Origin of the sequence: Leifsonia shinshuensis, from assembly GCF_031456835.1 — a bacterium.
GTDB lineage: Bacteria > Actinomycetota > Actinomycetes > Actinomycetales > Microbacteriaceae > Leifsonia > Leifsonia shinshuensis_C.
In genome coordinates this window covers 2,374,978-2,391,071 of record NZ_JAVDVK010000001.1, presented here as the reverse complement: position 1 = coordinate 2,391,071, position 16,094 = coordinate 2,374,978, and the positions used below count along the sequence as shown (strand labels likewise).

The 16,094-nt window shown below is 67.6% G+C and carries 17 protein-coding genes; 8 read left to right on the top strand and 9 right to left on the bottom strand.

Annotated elements, in window-relative coordinates:
- Window positions 1-3 precede the first annotated feature (3 nt).
- Genes J2W45_RS11630 through J2W45_RS11610 form a run of 5 tightly spaced genes read right to left on the bottom strand, consistent with a single transcriptional unit; the run spans window position 4 to window position 3,179 of the window.
- Window positions 4-693: an aspartate/glutamate racemase family protein gene (locus tag J2W45_RS11630; RefSeq protein WP_310131974.1), complete on the bottom strand. Its 690-nt coding sequence runs from the start codon at window positions 691-693 to the stop codon at window positions 4-6.
- Window positions 690-1,148, bottom strand: coding sequence for a YkvA family protein (locus tag J2W45_RS11625; protein ID WP_310131971.1), 459 nt, complete (start codon window positions 1,146-1,148; stop codon window positions 690-692). Before J2W45_RS11625 ends, J2W45_RS11630 begins: the two co-directional genes overlap by 4 nt.
- Entirely contained in the window at window positions 1,145-1,744 is a 600-nt protein-coding gene (locus tag J2W45_RS11620; protein ID WP_310131968.1) for a cation efflux transmembrane domain-containing protein, read from the bottom strand. Before J2W45_RS11620 ends, J2W45_RS11625 begins: the two co-directional genes overlap by 4 nt.
- On the bottom strand, window positions 1,741-2,802 hold the full coding sequence (locus J2W45_RS11615) for a cation diffusion facilitator family transporter (RefSeq protein ID WP_310131964.1): 1,062 nt from the start codon (window positions 2,800-2,802) through the stop codon (window positions 1,741-1,743). Before J2W45_RS11615 ends, J2W45_RS11620 begins: the two co-directional genes overlap by 4 nt.
- On the bottom strand, window positions 2,799-3,179 hold the full coding sequence (locus J2W45_RS11610; protein WP_310131961.1) for an ArsR/SmtB family transcription factor: 381 nt from the start codon (window positions 3,177-3,179) through the stop codon (window positions 2,799-2,801). Before J2W45_RS11610 ends, J2W45_RS11615 begins: the two co-directional genes overlap by 4 nt.
- A 183-nt stretch (window positions 3,180-3,362) precedes the next feature.
- On the opposite strand from J2W45_RS11610, the gene J2W45_RS11605 reads away from it, so the two are divergent.
- Genes J2W45_RS11605 through J2W45_RS11595 form a run of 3 tightly spaced genes read left to right on the top strand, consistent with a single transcriptional unit; the run spans window position 3,363 to window position 5,712 of the window.
- Window positions 3,363-4,250 carry an HAD family hydrolase gene (locus J2W45_RS11605; RefSeq protein ID WP_310131960.1) on the top strand — a complete coding sequence of 296 codons (888 nt, stop codon included), beginning with the start codon at window positions 3,363-3,365 and terminating at the stop codon, window positions 4,248-4,250.
- Window positions 4,251-4,306: 56 nt separating this feature from the next.
- On the top strand, window positions 4,307-5,038 hold the full coding sequence (locus tag J2W45_RS11600; protein WP_310131959.1) for an aminoglycoside phosphotransferase family protein: 732 nt from the start codon (window positions 4,307-4,309) through the stop codon (window positions 5,036-5,038).
- Window positions 5,039-5,046: 8 nt separating this feature from the next.
- Entirely contained in the window at window positions 5,047-5,712 is a 666-nt protein-coding gene (locus J2W45_RS11595; RefSeq protein WP_310131956.1) for a YdcF family protein, read from the top strand.
- Here J2W45_RS11595 and J2W45_RS11590 read toward each other — a convergent pair.
- A complete protein-coding gene (locus J2W45_RS11590) occupies window positions 5,635-6,291 on the bottom strand; it encodes a class I SAM-dependent methyltransferase (protein WP_310131954.1) in 657 nt (218 codons plus the stop codon). The two genes, J2W45_RS11595 and J2W45_RS11590, sit on opposite strands and share 78 nt — an antisense overlap.
- A 90-nt stretch (window positions 6,292-6,381) precedes the next feature.
- Between J2W45_RS11590 and J2W45_RS11585 the strand changes: the two genes are divergently transcribed.
- Complete coding sequence (locus J2W45_RS11585) at window positions 6,382-7,185, top strand: class I SAM-dependent methyltransferase (protein WP_310131952.1); 804 nt, start codon at window positions 6,382-6,384, stop codon at window positions 7,183-7,185.
- A gap of 9 nt (window positions 7,186-7,194) precedes the next feature.
- Window positions 7,195-8,049: an alpha/beta hydrolase gene (locus J2W45_RS11580; RefSeq protein ID WP_310131950.1), complete on the top strand. Its 855-nt coding sequence runs from the start codon at window positions 7,195-7,197 to the stop codon at window positions 8,047-8,049.
- On the opposite strand, the gene J2W45_RS11575 is transcribed toward J2W45_RS11580, so the two are convergent.
- Window positions 8,046-9,263, bottom strand: coding sequence for an ROK family protein (locus J2W45_RS11575; protein WP_310131948.1), 1,218 nt, complete (start codon window positions 9,261-9,263; stop codon window positions 8,046-8,048). The two genes, J2W45_RS11580 and J2W45_RS11575, sit on opposite strands and share 4 nt — an antisense overlap.
- 206 nt (window positions 9,264-9,469) lie before the next feature.
- Here J2W45_RS11575 and J2W45_RS11570 point away from each other — a divergent pair, with 206 nt between their 5' ends.
- From J2W45_RS11570 to J2W45_RS11560, 3 genes are all read left to right on the top strand, one after another.
- Window positions 9,470-10,489 carry an ABC transporter permease gene (locus J2W45_RS11570; RefSeq protein ID WP_310131947.1) on the top strand — a complete coding sequence of 340 codons (1,020 nt, stop codon included), beginning with the start codon at window positions 9,470-9,472 and terminating at the stop codon, window positions 10,487-10,489.
- Entirely contained in the window at window positions 10,483-11,445 is a 963-nt protein-coding gene (locus tag J2W45_RS11565; protein WP_310131945.1) for a carbohydrate ABC transporter permease, read from the top strand. Before J2W45_RS11570 ends, J2W45_RS11565 begins: the two co-directional genes overlap by 7 nt.
- An 84-nt stretch (window positions 11,446-11,529) precedes the next feature.
- Window positions 11,530-13,212, top strand: a complete 1,683-nt coding sequence (locus tag J2W45_RS11560; RefSeq protein ID WP_310131943.1) for a type 2 periplasmic-binding domain-containing protein — start codon at window positions 11,530-11,532, stop codon at window positions 13,210-13,212.
- Window positions 13,213-13,474: 262 nt separating this feature from the next.
- On the opposite strand, the gene J2W45_RS11555 is transcribed toward J2W45_RS11560, so the two are convergent.
- Together J2W45_RS11555 and J2W45_RS11550 are read right to left on the bottom strand one after the other, a co-directional pair.
- A complete protein-coding gene (locus tag J2W45_RS11555) occupies window positions 13,475-14,743 on the bottom strand; it encodes an alpha-hydroxy acid oxidase (protein ID WP_310131942.1) in 1,269 nt (422 codons plus the stop codon).
- Window positions 14,737-16,020: an enolase C-terminal domain-like protein gene (locus J2W45_RS11550; protein ID WP_310131940.1), complete on the bottom strand. Its 1,284-nt coding sequence runs from the start codon at window positions 16,018-16,020 to the stop codon at window positions 14,737-14,739. Before J2W45_RS11550 ends, J2W45_RS11555 begins: the two co-directional genes overlap by 7 nt.
- Window positions 16,021-16,094: the final 74 nt, after the last annotated feature.

Here is a 16,094-nt window from a genome sequence, read left to right as displayed (position 1 = left end):
GTCTTACGCCAGGGCGAAGTCGATCGCGGCTGCCGCGTGCAGTGCGGTGGTCGGGAGGGTCGGCACCGGTGAATCCTCGGGACGCACGAGCAGCTCGATTTCGGTGCAGCCGAGGATGACGCCCTCCGCGCCACGGGCGACGAGCTCGTCGATGGCGCTGCGGTAGACCGCGCGCGACTCCTCGCGGACGACCCCGAGCACGAGTTCGCCGTAGATGATCTCGTTGAGCGACGCCTGGGCGTCGGGGTCCGGAACGAGGACGCGCAGTCCGGCCGCCTCGAGGCGGTCGCGGTAGAACGACTCGCGCATCGTGAAGCGGGTGCCGAGCAGCGCGACCGTGCCCATCCCGGCGTCGAGCGCGGCCGCGGCGGTCACATCCCCCAGGTGCAGCAGCGGGATGCGCAGATCGCGGGAGACCCGGTCGGCGACCTTGTGCATGGTGTTCGTGCAGAGCACGACGCACTCCGCTCCGGCGCTCTCGAGCCGCTGCGCCTCGGCGGCCAGGATCTCACCGGCGCGGTCCCATTCGCCGGCGGTCTGGAGCCGCTCGATCTCGGCGAAGTCCACCGACACCAGCACGAGGTCGGCGGAGTGCAGGCCGCCGAGCCGCTCGCGGATCCCTTCGTTGAGCAGCGAGTAGTAGAGCGCGGTGCTCTCCCAGCTCATCCCGCCGAGCAGGCCGATGCGTCTCATGGCGTCTCCTCCCGTCCCCCAGTGTGCCGCACGGACCGCGGGATGCGCGCGAGCGTCACGAGGCTCGCCAGCCCGTCGGGCGTCCCCGGCCAGTTGCGTTCGAGCGCCTCGTAGCCGGCGTGCTTGGCGGCGAAGCGCAGAGCGAGGACGGTGATGATCGCGTCGTCGGCGTAGCCGATGCCGGGGAGGAAGTCGGGGATGAGGTCGATCGGGACGATCAGGTAGGCGAGCAGCCCGTACAGCCACCAGCGGGTGCCGCGCGGCACCGACGGGTCCGTCGCGAGGCGCCGGATCAACCGGATCACGTCGGGCACCAGCCGCAGGACGGCACGCCAGTCCACGTCTCGCCCCGCCCGCCGCTGCTGGACGAGCAGGACGGCCACGAGGGCGATCCAGATGACGGCCAGGCCGATGAGCACTCCGACGACGGGCCGCATCCACTCGGGCACGGTCACTCCCGGAAGATGTGGACGGCCTCGCGCACGGCGTAGGCGACGATCACGAGTCCGGCCACGGGATCCGCCCACCACCAGCCGAGGAGTGCGTCGAGGGCGATGCCCAGCAGGACCGCGGTGGCGAGGATGCCATCCACGAGCGTCACGCGGCCCTCCGTGGTCAGCACCGGGTTGCCGAGCCGACGGCCGGTGCGGGCTTTGCCGAAGGCGAGTGCGAACATCACCAGCGCGGTCACGGCCGTCCAGCCGACGCCGCCGGGGGCGGGCGCGGCGTGATGGCCGACGATGAGTGCGACGACCGCCTGGACGAGGAGGTACGCGGCCAGCAGGAGGAACGCCACGCCGATCAGCCGCAGCGCACGCCGCTGGCGACGCTCGCCGGCACCGGTCAGCTCCCAGATCACGACGACGCTGGCGAAGATCTCGATCAGGCTGTCCAGCCCGAAGCCGAGCAGCGCGACCGAGGCGCTCCGGTAGGCGAGGACGGCGAGCACGATCACCCCGACGACGTTCCAGGCGAGGGTGAACGCCTCCAGGCCGATGCCGAACCGAGTCAGCCGGAGCCGGGCGTCCTCGGCCAGCCGGGTGTCCGTCATCGCGCCGGGTCGATGCTCGCGGGCACCAGTTCGAGCTGGAGGTCGTCCAGGTTGCGGAGGTGCGTCGTCGCATGCTGCCGAGCGGCCTCGGCGATGCGGTGGGCGTCCGTGAGGTTGGGGGTGTCGACGACCAGCCGGGCGCTCCCGTGCAGCCGGTGACCGATCCAGCGCAGCTGCACGCGCGGCACCGCGACGACACCGCTCGTCTCGGCCAGTGCGTGCTCCAGCTGGTCGACCAGGTGCGGTTCGATGCCGTCGAGCAGCCGTCGGCCGATGCTGCGGACGGTTCCCCAGAGCAGCACGATGATCGCGGCGGAGATGAGCAGGCCGACGATCGGGTCGGCCAGGGGGAAGCCGAGCATGACGCCGAGCGCGCCGAGGACGACCGCCAGCGAGGTGAAGCCGTCGATCCGCGCATGGACGCCGTCCGCGACGAGTGCCGCGGACCCGATGCGCTGTCCGACGCGGATGCGGTAGATCGCGACCGCCTCGTTGCCGGCGAATCCGATCAGGCCGGCGACGATCACCCAGCCCAGGTTCTCCAGCGGGTGCGGGTGGAAGAGCCGGTCGATCGACTGCCAGGCCGCGACGACGGCGGACAGCGCGACGACGGCGATGATGAACAGCCCGGAAAGGTCCTCGGCGCGTCCGTACCCGTAGGTGTACCGGCGGGAGGCGGCCCGGCGCCCGAGGACGAAGGCGATCCAGAGCGGTACGGCCGTCAGCGCGTCCGAGAAGTTGTGAACCGTGTCGGCGAGCAGCGCGACCGAACCGCTGAAGGCGACGATCACCGCCTGCAGCAGGGTCGTCCCGAGCAGCACGAAGAGGCTGATCTTCAACGCCCGCACGCCCTCGGTGCTCGCCTCCATCGCGTCATCGATCGCGTCGGCGGCGTCGTGCGAATGCGGGACGAAGAGGCCGTAGAGGAAGCCCTTGAAGCCGGTTGGGTGGTGGTGGCCGTGATCGTGGTCGTGCGGGTGCCCGTGGTCGTGCGGGTGGTCGTGGTCGTGGTCGTGTGGATGTCCGTGACCGTCGTGCGTGTGCGCCTCGTGGGTCACGCGGTCGCCTCTTCGTCCACACCAGCCGCCGCGTGGTGGTGCCGCGGCGTGCCGCCCAGGGAGTGCTCGGCCTGGAAGATCGCGTCGCTCACCAGACGGCTCGCGTGCTCGTTCTCGAGCCGGTAGAAGACCCGCTGGCCGTCCTGCCGCGTGGCGACGATCCGCGCCAGCCGCAGCTTCGCCAGATGCTGAGACACGGCCGCGGGCTGCTTGTCGAGGATGTCCGCGAGGTGGTTCACCGACAGCTCGCCCGCATCCCGCAGCGCCAGCACGATGCGCACCCGGGTCGCATCGGCGAGCATCGCGAACACCTCCACGGCGAGTTCGACGTACTGGCTGTCGGGAAGGCGTCCGCATATCGGCTTATCTGCGTGCATACGCAGATTAAAACCCTTCCAGCCTCCGGTGCAAAATCCTCCTCCGTGGTGTGAACACGTCGTCCCTAGCCGCCACCGCCACGCAGGCGCTAGGAACGTGACGAGTCGTGCGCAACGAACGGAGCGTGGATGTCCGAATACAGCCGATCCCCATCGACCGCCCTCCCCTCGTGGAGGGACGGCGTGGCCAGGCAGACCATCGTCGACTTCGTGGGCTGCATCGCGGGCGACGGCCGCGACGCCGTCCCCGTCGAAGGGCGCGTGGCCGTGTTCGACAACGACGGAACTCTGTGGACCGAGAAGCCGATGCCGACGCAGCTGCATTTCATCGTGCAACAGTGGGCGGCAGCGGCCCGCGCCGATCCGTCGCTGGCGGAGAGCGAGCCGTACCGCTCGGTCGTCGCGGGGGACTTCTCGTGGCTCGGCGCAGCCATCGACAAGCACTACGCCGGCGATGACGCCGACCTCCAGGTGGTCATCGGCGCTCTTCTGAAGCTGACGGCCGGGATGAGCGTCGAGGTGTACGAGGACGCGGTCGACGCGTTCTTCAGGGAGGCCCAGCATCTGACGTTGGGCCGGCCCTACAGCAGCGTGGTCTACCAGCCGATGGTGGAGCTGTTGAGGTACCTGGAGGCCAACGGATTCACCTGCTACATCGTGTCCGGCGGCGACAGGGATTTCATGCGACCGATGACCGTCGCGAACGACGGCATCCCGCCCGAACGCGTCGTGGGGTCCGCCGTCGGCCTCATCTACGAAGACGGCGAGGTGCGTTACAGCTCGACGTTCGGCTTCCTCGACGACGGACCGCAGAAGCCGGTGCGGATCTGGAGCCGGATCGGCAGGCGGCCGCTCGTCGCGGTGGGCAACTCCGACGGCGACGTGCCGATGCTCCAGTACGTGCAGAAGCACCCCCTGAGCCTGAGTCTGCTGATTCATCACGACGACGACACGGGCCGCGGCGACCTCCCCTACGACAAGGGCGCCGAGGAAGCGCTCGTAGGCGCCGCCGCGAACGGCTTCACGGTGGTGAGCGTGAGGGACGACTGGGCTCGTGTCTTCCCCGAGTGAGGCCGCCGGGCGGCATCCTGCGTCGGGCCGTATGCTCGTCGCGAGGATGGGGGCTGATGGAAGAGTTGCTGGCCGGGGGCAATACGACCGAGGGCGTCGTAAGAGCAGGCCGAACCGTTCGACGCCCGCGCGACCATCGTTCGACGTTCGCGAGCGAAGTCCTTCGTGCGTTGAATGAGGCCGGTTTCGTGTGGGCGCCCGCCTATCTCGGCATCGACGAGGAAGGCCGCGACACCTTCTCCTACATTCCCGGGGCGACCACCGATCACCCCTCACAGCGCGACGAGCGCTGCTACGCGGCCATCGGAGGGATCCTGTGCGAACTTCACGACTTCAGCCGCGGCATCCCGCTCGCGTCCGGCGCCGAGTGTCTGGTTCACGGTGACCCCGGTCCGTTCAATGTGGTCATGTCGGCGGGGATGCCGGTGGCGCTGATCGACTGGGACAGCGTCCATCCCGGTGACCCGATGGAGGACGTCGGTTATGCGGGATGGACGTGGTGCATCTACGCCACGGGGAACGTGCCTGTTGCCGACCAAGCGCGACGGCTGCGGCTGCTCGCAGACGGTTACGACCCGCAGATGGGCGCCGACGCCCTGATCGAGGCGGTCTTTCGGTGCCAGGACGCGATCATCCGAATCGAGGGAGCGAACGCCGTCGATGAGCGCCTCAGCGACCAGCGTCGTCACCACGCACGCGCCGCCGTCGAGTGGGCCGGCAGCTGCCGGAACGTGTTGAGCACGAACCTCGAGGTCTTCGCCGAAGCGCTCCAGCGCGATCGACGATGAGAACAACGGTGAAAGCGACGCTCCTGATGTCGAGCGCTATAGCGGTCGTCGTGTGGTCAGAGGTGGTGCATGCGCGGGCATCCAGACGCAGACTGAATTCGGTCGTGAGGGCTGTCCCCAACCGTGAAGCGGTTGTGGTGCTCGGGTACAGGAATCGGGGACCGCGCGCGAACTACGTCAACCGGTGTCGGGTTCGCGCCGGCCTCCGTTCGTTCGACGATCGCGCTCGTGACCGGCTTCTCGTTCTCTGCGGCGGACCGGTCGCGGGCGACACCGCTGAGGCGACGCTCTTGTATGACTACGCACGTGAGAGGGGCTACACCGACGCCTTCGTACTCGATACGGACAGCCTCACCACGCGGGAGAACATCACCAATGCGATTCCGTTTCTCGAAGGCGCGGACTCGATCAAGATCGTCTCCAACTCGCTGCATGCCGAGAAGGGTCGAGCGTACTTGTGGCAGTTGCGCCCGGACCTCGCCGCGCGACTGCGCCGCGGGGCTGACTACCGCTTCGGTGAGATCATCTTCCTCAAGCCGATCGCAGCAGTGATCGGGCTCCGGGGGCTTCGCCGTCTCACAAGAAGCAAAGCGCCGCTACAGTCCCGGGCGCTTGACCCAGACCGCGGTGTACCGCCAGAACAGCCGCTGCCGCATCCGGACACCGGGAAGTAGCGCGGCGGCGACTGCGCGGATCTCCGTGAACGACTGGCTGGCCTCCGCTGTCGGGGCCCGCATGTGCCGGGGCATCTCGTGCGCTCGATGCGGGTGGCGAATCAGACCGATGATCGGGTTGAGGAGCACCGAGATCCAGGAGCGCAGGGCATCTGCGCTCGTCTCTTTCGCCACTCCGATGATGACCAGACGGCCGCCGGATCTGAGCGACGCCCGTGCTGTGTCGAGCGCTTCACGTAGGGGCATGTGGTGGAGCGAGGCGGCGAACACGATCACGTCGTACGCCTGCACCGGTTCATCGCCGAATCGGCGCTGCTCGATGCGGACGTTGGGCACGTCGCTGAAGCGCTCAGCGGCGACTGCTGCGGTACCTCCGTCCGGCTCCAAGCCGACCGCCGAAGGGAACACTTCGGATAGTCGAGCCAGCAGGTTTCCTGTCCCGCAACCCACATCCAGCGCCGCCGTACCGCCGCGACGGTGGACCGATCGGGCATGCCGCAGGACGAACCCGGCGTAGGCGTCGTTATGCGACCACGGGTGTGCTGCGCTCGCCCGTGCGAGCGCGGCGAGGAGACCCATGTTGGACAGCCTAAGATCCCGAACGAGGGATCCGTGCGGCTGCCTCAGTCTGACGGCACGTAGCGACCGTTTCCACAGAAGGGGTGACGTGTGAACCAGCAGCGGATCGACGATGCCATCCAGGCGTTCTACGGCGGGGTCTTCGATGAGGATGCGCGGCTCACGAGCCGCTCAGCGCAAGGACGCCTCGAGTTCGAACGGACGCAGGAGATCGTGCGCACCGCAACACCCACGCCCGCTCGCATCCTGGATGTGGGCGGCGCGACCGGCGTTCATGCGGCCGCTCTGGCCGCCGACGGATACGAGGTGGTGCTGGTCGACCCCGTCGAGAGTCACGTCGCAGCGGCTCAGCGGGTGGGCACCTTTCGGGCCGTCGTCGGTGATGCGCGTCAGCTCGACTTCCCGGACGGCACCTTCGACGCGGTACTCATGGCGGGGCCCCTCTACCATCTCGCCTCCCGAGAAGATCGATTGCTCGCTTTGCAGGAAGCGCGCCGTGTGAGTCGGGTGGGTGGATTCGTGCATGCTGCGGCGATACCTCGGCTCACTGCGTTCGCGGCGGCGGCTCTGGACCCGGCGTTGCTGGACGAAGCACCGGACGCCTGGCTGAACCTGCTCCGGCACGGCACGCCGGTTCCATCGCTGCGTTTCCCCGCAGGGCATTTCCACACCCCTCACGAGTTGCATGAAGAGCTGTCAGCAGCCGGACTCACCGATGTGCGGGTGATCGGGCTGGAGGGGCCGGCGGGACTCGCCCTCGAGACCACTGCAGAAGTGTCCGCCTCGGACTACGAAGCAGCAAAGCGTCTCGCTTACACCTTCGAAGAAACGGCGGACATCCGTGACTTCAGCAACCACCTCCTCGGTACGGGGCGGGTCGAACGCCGCCGCTAGGGTCGTGGTGTGTCGACGACGATTCCCTTCCAGGCCATCCCCGTGGATCAAACCGACGTCGTCTACGAATACGGTCCGGATTCGGTTCCCGACCCCGCCGTGCCGGCGAGCCACATCGAGGAAATCCGCCTGACGGACAGCGTCATCTACCCGGGGACGACGAGGACCATCTGGATCCACCGACCCGCTGACCTGCCTGCCGACGTCGAAGCCGGGGTGATGTTCTTCAACGACGGCTGGTGGTACCTCGACCCGGACGGCGACGTCCGCGGCGGCATAGTGCTCGATCACCTGGCCGCCACGCGTGCGATCCCGCCGCTCATCGGTGTGTTCATCGACCCGGGCGTCAGCGAAGAAGGCGGGCAGGCGATCAAGAACCGCAACGTCGAGTACGACGCTGCCGACAGCCGGTACGCGAACTTCCTCATCGACGAGGTTCTCCCGCTCGTCCGCTCGCGGCACCGGATCTCCGAAAACCCGTCGATGCGGGGCATCTGCGGTGGGAGCAGCGGCGGGAACGCGGCGTTCACTGCAGCGTGGAACCGACCGGATGCGATCGGGCGAGCGATCGCATTCAATGGGAGCTTCGCGCAGATGCCGGATGGCAACCCCTACCCGACACTGCTCGCCAGCGAACCCCGACGGAACCTCCGCGTGTTCATTCACGCGGCGCACCGAGACCTCAACTGGGACCACCCCGAGGACAACTGGTTCGCAGAGAACCTCGAGACGGCTTCAGCGCTGGCCCGGGCCGGATACGACTTCCGGCTCGTCGTCGGTGACGGAGGTCACAGCCCGAATCACGGTGGGGTGCTTCTTCCTGAGGCGCTGCGATGGCTGTGGAACGGTCCCGTCTCGGCCTAGGTGTCCACGTCTGCTCGGTCGAGAGGCGAGTTCGCTATGGCTTCGCGAAGCATGGCGACGGCGGCGCCGCGAGCCCAGTCGTAGAAGGTGTGGCGGCGGACGACGAGACGGCAGTTCGCGGCTGCGCCGAACGCGTGCGCTTGGAACTCCTCGCGGAACCGGCGCTCGTACAGGTCGTAATCCATGACGCCCTCGCCGGCGATGAGAACGACTTCCGGCCCGAACAGGTTCACCGTGGCAGCCAGTGCGTCGCCGACCGCCGTCCCCGCACGCTCGAACGCCTCCACGGCGCTCGGGTCGCCCTCATGGGCGAGCCGGATCGCGTCCGTCATTTCGAGGCCGGAGTCACCATGCCCGCGCCGGACCGCCTCGAGGATGGCATGCGAGGAGGCCACGGCCTCGACGCATCCCCGTCTGCCGCACACGCAGATCGCGTCCGAGGACGCGAGGGGAAGGTGCCCGATCTCGCCGGCCACACCGTGGGACCCGGTCACGACGTCGCCGTTGACGTAGATGCCGCAGCCGATGCCCGCGCCGATAGTGACGATCGCGAACGAGGTCGCGTCTCTGCCCACCCCGAACCAGTGCTCCGCCTTGGCCAGCGCGCGGACGTCGTTCTCCACGGTGACCGGGAGGCCGAGCAGCGACTCGAGCCGGTCTCCCAGCGGCACCTGGGACCAGTCGAGCAAGGGCGAATGGCGGACGGTTCCCGTGCTCGTGTCGATGTCGCCGGACACGGAGACTCCGACGCCGACGAGATTCGCTGCGTCGGCGCCGAGCTGTGCGATCAGCGCGTCGACCGAAGCGACGATCGCGTCCGTCACCGACTCGGGGTCGTGGCTTGCCAGTACGCGGTGCGTCGAGCCCAGCACGTCATTGCGGAGATCGACGGAGACGGCGAAAAGCTCGCCCTCATTGACCTTGACCCCGATGGCGATCATCGAGCTCGGCACCGCACTGAGCGGCCGCACCGGCCGACCGGGGACCGAGTGCTCGGCATGCTCGCCCACCTGGACGTACCCGCTCTCGATGAGCGGGCTGACCGTCTTCGTGACCTTCGCCTGCGACAGCCCTGTCATGCGCCCGATGTCCAGTCTGCTGACGGGGCCGTGGGTGATGATGCGGGTGAAGATCTCTGCGGACTTCGCCGTGCCGAGCGCAGGCCGGCGCGCCGTGATGGCACTCCGCCCGGCCCGGACGCTGTCGTCTCGCACATATCGAGGTTAGTGCACGGCGGAGATTCTTTGATGCCGTGGCCTAATTGTCAGGGGTCGATTTTCGAGGCATCCGCGGCGGTCGCCATAAATTATTGACAACGGCAAAAAAATACGTTTTGCTGTAACTCAATCCGGATCGGCCGGATGGATCTAGTGGAGTCTTCGATGACGAAGGTGAGCAGTACCAACGAGAGGCGCGTCGCGTGACGAGCGCACCGCCCGTATCCAGCGCACCCCCCGTGGCCGCACCGGCGGGACAGCCCCGGTCGACCGTCACGCGAGGTGCGACGACCACAACGAGACGCAAGAGGAGCCTCGGCCAGCGCTGGAAGATCGCGCTGCGGCGGCACTGGCAGCTCTACCTGCTGACCATCCTCCCGCTCGCGTACTTCGTGATCTTCAAGTACGTCCCGATCTCGAACGCGATCATCGCCTTCAAGGACTACAGCCCCGTCCTCGGGGTGTGGGGCAGCCCGTGGACCGGCTGGACCAACTTCGAACTCTTCCTGCAGAACCCGCAGTTCCCGACGCTTCTCTCGAACACGCTCATCCTGTCCGGCTACGCGGTGCTGGCGAGCTTCCCCATCCCGCTCATCCTGGCACTGGCGCTCAACGAGGTGCGCCACCGCTGGTTCCAGAAGACCGTGCAGATGATCACGTACGCTCCGTACTTCATCTCGACAGTCGTCGTGGTGTCGATGCTGATCCTCATCATGGCTCCGCGGCTCGGCATCCTCAGCGAGGTGTTCGGCTTCTTCGGCGTCCCGTCGCCCGACTTCCTCGGCGACCCCGACTACTTCCGGCACGTGTACGTGTGGTCCGACGTCTGGCAGACGGCCGGCTACTCCGCGGTCATCTACATGGCGGCGCTCTCCGGCATCGACCCGTCGCTCTATGAGGCGGCGAGGGTGGATGGCGCCTCCCGGCTCCGCAAGATCTGGCACGTCGACATCCCCGGCATCATGCCCACGGCGATGATCGTGCTGATCCTGAGCGTCGGCAACATCATGGCGATCGGGTTCGAGAAGGCGTTCCTCCTGCAGAACCCGCTGAACCTCGGCCAGTCCGAGATCATCGCGACCTACGTCTACAAGCTGGGCATCCTCAACGCCGACTTCGGGACGGCGACCGCCGTCGGCCTCTTCAACTCCGTGATCAACCTCGTGCTGCTCCTCGTCGTCAACTGGGTCGCACGCCGAGTGAGTGGGAGCGGACTGTGGTGACCCTCGACCGCCTGGCCGACAGCAGGACGACGCGCGCGAACGCGAACTGGAAGCCGCGCACGAAGAAGCCGCGCCGCATCCGCGAGTCGCCCGCGGACCGCGCCCTGCTCGTCCTGATCTACCTCGGGCTGACGCTCGGAGCGCTGTTCGTCATCCTGCCGCTCCTCTACATCCTCGCGAGTTCGTTCTCGTCCCCGCACGCCGTCACGGCGGGGGAGGTGTTCCTCTGGCCGGTCGACTTCACGCTGAAGGGCTACCAGACGGTCCTCTCCGACCCGCAGGTGCTTTTGGGGTATGCGAACTCCCTCTTCTACATGGTCGCGGGGACGCTGATCAGCACGACGCTGACCGTGTGCATCGCCTGGCCGCTGTCCCGGCGGACCTTCATGGGACGCAACGTGATCATGTCGCTCCTGCTGTTCACGATGCTGTTCAGCGGCGGCCTCATCCCGACCTACATGGTCGTGCAGAACCTGGGGATGCTCGACACCCGCTGGGCGCTGCTGCTCCCGCAGGCCGTCGCCGTCTGGCAGGTGATCATCGCGCGGACCTTCTTCCGCTCCGCGATCCCGGACGAGCTGGTCGAAGCGGCGGAGCTCGACGGCGCGAGCGACTGGCGCTTCCTCTGGACGATGGTGCTCCCGCTGTCCAAGCCGCTCATCGCCGTGATCGCGCTGATGTACGCGATCGGTCAATGGAACGGCTACTTCGACGCCCTCCTCTACCTGAAGAGCTCCGACCTGTTCCCACTCCAGCTGGTGCTGCGCAACATCCTCGTGCTCAACGCGACGAACGGCGGCACCAACGACCTGGCGGCTCAGGCTCAGAACCAGGAACTCGTCAACCTGCTCAAGTACTCGCTCATCGTCATCACGAGCGTGCCGGTGCTCATCATCTACCCCTTCGTCGCCCGGTACTTCAGCAAAGGGGTGCTCATCGGATCGGTCAAGGGCTGAGCCCGGCCGACGCGATCACACCCCTCCCCGAACCCACCACTGCACACCCGTCACGCAATCCCAGTTCCAAAGGAGGAACGAACCATGTTTTCCATCACGGACAGCCGCGCCCGCCGGCGCCGGCGCTCGGCGACGCTCGCCGTCGCGGTGAGCGGTGCGGCGCTGCTCGCGCTCTCGGCCTGCACGCCCTCGCAGGGCAACGGCGCGGACGACAAGATCGGCGGCACCGCGAACCTCAGCGTCTTCGCGCAGCAGGGGACCGGGCAGGACCTCGCCACCAACGCCTTCACCAAGGAGGTGGCCAAGAAGTTCAACATCAAGTTCAACTGGCAGACCACCACGCAGGACTCGTCGGTGGCGCCGGAGAAGCGCCAGATCCTCATGGCGAGCGGCGACTACCCGGACGCGTTCCTGCTCATCCCGTGGGTGGACCAGTTCAACCAGGTGGATGTCGAGAAGCTCGCGAAGCAGGGCGTCGCCGTTCCACTGAACGACCTCATCAAGCAGTATGCGCCGGACATCCAGAAGGTGCTCGACAGCAACCCGGACTACAAGGCGATGGCGACCTCGCCGGACGGCAAGATCTACGGGCTGCCGCAGCTCGCCGAGACGCTGCACATCCAGTACCCGTCGAAGCTCTGGATCAACACCGACTGGCTGAAGAAGCTGGGCCTGCAGATGCCGAAGACGACGGACGACATGACGAAGGTCCTCGAGGCCTTCAAGAACGGCGACCCGAACGGCAACGGCAAGAAGGACGAGATCCCGCTGAGCGGCGACTCGCACGACACGCTGATCCCGTACTTCATGAACGCCTTCATCTACGACCCGCAGAACCCCGACAAGGGCATCCAGTCGACGACGGTCCTCAACAAGGGCAAGGTCGACATCCAGGCGAACAAGGACGGCTGGCGCGAGGGACTGAAGTACATCAAGTCGCTGTGGGACGCGGGCCTCATCGACAAGGGCGCCTTCACGCAGAACCCCGCGGCGCTCGCCCAGGAGGGCAACAACGAAGGTCCCGTGCTGCTGGGAAGCGCCAGCTCGCTGCACCCGTACATCTTCGTCAGCCCGGGCGCCAAGGACGGCCGTGACAAGCAGTACGACGCGGTGCCGCCGCTGACCGGCCCGGACGGCGCGGACTACGCGACGTACGCCTTCGGAAGCACCCCCGGCGCCACCTTCCTGCTGACGAACAAGGCCTCCAAGAACGACCAGGTCGCCGCGATCAAGATGGTGAACTACCTCTTCACGGAGAAGGGCCAGCTCGACGGCAACTTTGGTCCGGAGGGCAAGGGCTGGGCCAAGGCCGGCGCCGACGACAAGGCCCTCGACCCGAACGAGAAGGCGGCGTTCGTCAACCTGCAGCTCGACCAGGATGCGGCCAACGCCGTGCAGTGGGGCGCGCTGTCGACCTACAACCAGAACGAGGCGTTCCGCGGGTCGCAGGCGGTGCCGACCGACCTCTACGACCCCTCGGGCTACGAGCGACGGCTGTTCGACGCGACCCTGCTGTACAAGGGGCACGAGCCGAAGGACCAGGTGTACCCGTCATGGCGGGTGTGGCCGGACCCGTCCAAGGCCACCCAGGTCGCCACGGAGCAGACGAACATCGACAACTACGTGACCCAGAACGCCCTGGCCTTCATCACCGGGTCGAAGAACCTCGACACCGATTGGGACGCGTACGTGAAGGGCTTCGACGGCCTCGGCCTCAAGGACTACCTGAGCACGCTCCAGACGGCGTACGACAAGTCGAAGAACTGACCAACTGAAGAAAGAACCCGGGCCGAGCCTCCGTCAGGAGCTCGGCCCGGGTTCTTTCGCGTCCGGCGGCCTAGCGGACTTCGGGGAACTCGCGGACCTCGCGGACGGGCTCGGGGTCGGCACGGACCGTCGCGCGGCGCCGCGATTTGGCACAAATCGTGGTTATCGCGCGCTCATAACCGCGATTTGGCACAAATCGTGAGCCACCGCCGCCGTGAAAGGGGGTCGGGCGGGGCGACATTCGGCACGAATGTCTGCCCGATCAGGCGTCGGTGTCCTGCCGGACGGGCTCGGGGTCGCGGCGGAGGGGCTGCAGCCGGGTGAGTTGCGTGACGTGGTGCGGGCCGAGTTCGGCGAGCGAGGTGACCTGGAGGAGTTTCATGGTGCGGATGAGCTGGTCGGTGAGGATCTGGATGGTGCGGTCGACGCCCGCGCGGCCGCCGGCCATCAGGCCGTAGAGGTAGGCGCGGCCGATCAGGGTGAACTTGGCGCCCAACGCGTAGGCGGCGATGATGTCGGCGCCGTTCATGATGCCGGTGTCGATCGCGACCTCGGTGTGATGCCCCACCTCACGCACCACCGAGGGGAGGAGATGGAAGGGGATGGGGGCACGGTCCAGCTGCCGTCCGCCGTGGTTGGAGAGAACGATCCCGTCCACCCCGTGATCCACCAGGGTGCGGGCGTCTTCGACGTTCTGCACGCCCTTGATGACGAGCTTCCCCGGCCACATCTCCCGGATGATCGCCAAATCATCGTAATTGATCGACGGATCCATCGCCGCGTTCAGCAGGTCGCCCACCGTCCCTCCGGTGGAGGACAGGGACGCGAACTCGAGTTTCGGAGTGGTCAGGAAGTCGTACCACCACCACGGCCTGGGGATCGCGTTCAGAATGGTGCCGAGGGTGAGCTGGGGTGGGATGGAGAACCCGTTGCGCTTATCCCGCAACCTCGCCCCCGCGATCGGCGTATCGACCGTGAAGAACAGCGTGTCGAACCCCGCCTGCGCCGCCCGCTCCACCAGCCCGTAGCTGATTTCGCGTTGCCGCATCACATACAGCTGGAACCAGTTGCGCCCGTTCGGGTTCGCCGCCTTCACCCCCTCGATCGACGTCGTCCCGAGCGTGGAGAGGGTGAACGGGATGCCCGCCGCACCGGCAGCGCCGGCTCCGGCGGTCTCCCCCTCGGTCTGCATCAGCCTCGTGAACCCGGTCGGGGCGATCCCGAACGGCAACGCCGAGGGACCACCCCAGATCTCGCAGGACGTGTCGACAGTGGACACGTCCCGCAGGATCGAGGGGTGGAACTCCACATCCTGGAACGCCTGCCGCGCCCGCGCCAACGACAGCTCCCCCTCGGCGGCACCCTCGGTGTAGTCGAACGCCGCACGAGGTGTGCGCCGGCGGGCGATCCGCGCCAGGTCCTCGATCGTCAGCGCCGACTCCAGCCGCCGCTTCTTCAGGTTCAGCTCCGGCTTCTTGAACTGCATCAACTCCAGCAGCTCGGCCGGACGCGGCGCCTGCCGGGTCACCACGAGGTCACCCGGTGGTCCCGCAGCGACTCGGCCCGCATCTCCATGCCGTTGCCGGGTGAGAGCGGCGCCCGGTAGCGTCCGCCCTCGACCACGGCCGGCGCGACCATGTGCTCGTGCAGATGCGTCGTGTACTCGATCATGCGGCCTTCCATCGAGCCGGAGACGGCCACGAAGTCGAACATCGAGAAGTGCTGCACAGCCTCGCACAGGCCCACCCCGCCGGCGTGCGGGCAGACCCGGACGCCGAACTTGGCGGCGAGGAGCAGGATGGCGACGTTCTCGTTCACCCCGGCGACCCGCGTTGCGTCGATCTGGACGATGGAGGCGGCGCGCGCCTGCAGCAGCTGTTTGAACAGCACGCGGTTCATCCCGTGCTCCCCGGTCGCGATCGGCACCGGAGCGACCGCGTCGGCGATGGCCGCGTGCGCCAGGATGTCGTCCGGGCTGGTCGGCTCCTCCACCCAGGCGAGGTCGAACGGCTCGAGCGCGCGGATCCACTCCACCGCCTGGTCGCGATCCCAGCGCTGGTTCGCGTCGACGGCGATCCGGATGCCGGGGCCGACCTCGTCGCGGGCGATGGCCAGGCGGCGGAGGTCGTCTTCCAGCCGGTCGCCGACCTTCAGCTTGATCTGGGCGAAGCCGTCGTCCACCGCCTCCCGCGCGAGCCGGCGCAGCTTGTCGTCCGAGTACCCCAGCCAGCCGGGCGTGGTCGTGTAACCGGGGTAGCCGGAGGCGAGCAGTTCCGCCTCGCGAGCGGCGCGCCCGGGCTCGGCGGCGCGGAGGATGTCGAGCGCCTCCTCCGGGGTGAGGGCGTCGGTGAGATAGCGGAAGTCGACGAGCGCGACCAGCTCCTCCGGCGTCATCCGCCCGAGGAGCTGCCAGAGCGGCAGACCGGCGCGCTTGGCCTTGAGGTCCCAGTACGCGTTGACCACCGCGCCGATCGCCATGTGCATGACGCCCTTCTCCGGGCCGAGCCAGCGCAGCTGCGAGTCGTGGACGAGCTCTCGCCAGAAGCCTCCCAGGTCGGCGAGGTCCGCCTCCAGGTCGCGCCCGACGACGCGCTCGGCGACCGCCTCGATCGCCGCCACCTGGACGTCGTTGCCGCGGCCGATCGTGAAGACGAATGCATGGCCCTCGTGCCCATCGGCGGCGTCCGTGCTCAGCCGGAGGTAGGCGGCGGAGTAGTCGGGGTCGGGATTCATGGCGTCGGACCCGTCCAGCAGGGCGGATGTCTCGAAGCGGACGTCGACGGTGTCGAATGCGGTAACGGTGCTCATCGGAGGCCTTCCTCGGCTCGTGTCGGCTATATCCTATAGGATCGCTGCTCAAGCGAGAAGGGGATGCCGTCTCC

Coding starts and splice junctions, on each gene's coding strand:
- J2W45_RS11630 (WP_310131974.1), bottom strand. CDS start 693: ATGAGACGCATCGGCCTGCTCGGCGGGATGAGCTGGGAGAGCACCGCG.
- J2W45_RS11620 (WP_310131968.1), bottom strand. CDS start 1,744: ATGACGGACACCCGGCTGGCCGAGGACGCCCGGCTCCGGCTGACTCGG.
- J2W45_RS11610 (WP_310131961.1), bottom strand. CDS start 3,179: ATGCACGCAGATAAGCCGATATGCGGACGCCTTCCCGACAGCCAGTAC.
- J2W45_RS11600 (WP_310131959.1), top strand. CDS start 4,307: ATGGAAGAGTTGCTGGCCGGGGGCAATACGACCGAGGGCGTCGTAAGA.
- J2W45_RS11590 (WP_310131954.1), bottom strand. CDS start 6,291: ATGGGTCTCCTCGCCGCGCTCGCACGGGCGAGCGCAGCACACCCGTGG.
- J2W45_RS11560 (WP_310131943.1), top strand. CDS start 11,530: ATGTTTTCCATCACGGACAGCCGCGCCCGCCGGCGCCGGCGCTCGGCG.
- J2W45_RS11550 (WP_310131940.1), bottom strand. CDS start 16,020: ATGAGCACCGTTACCGCATTCGACACCGTCGACGTCCGCTTCGAGACA.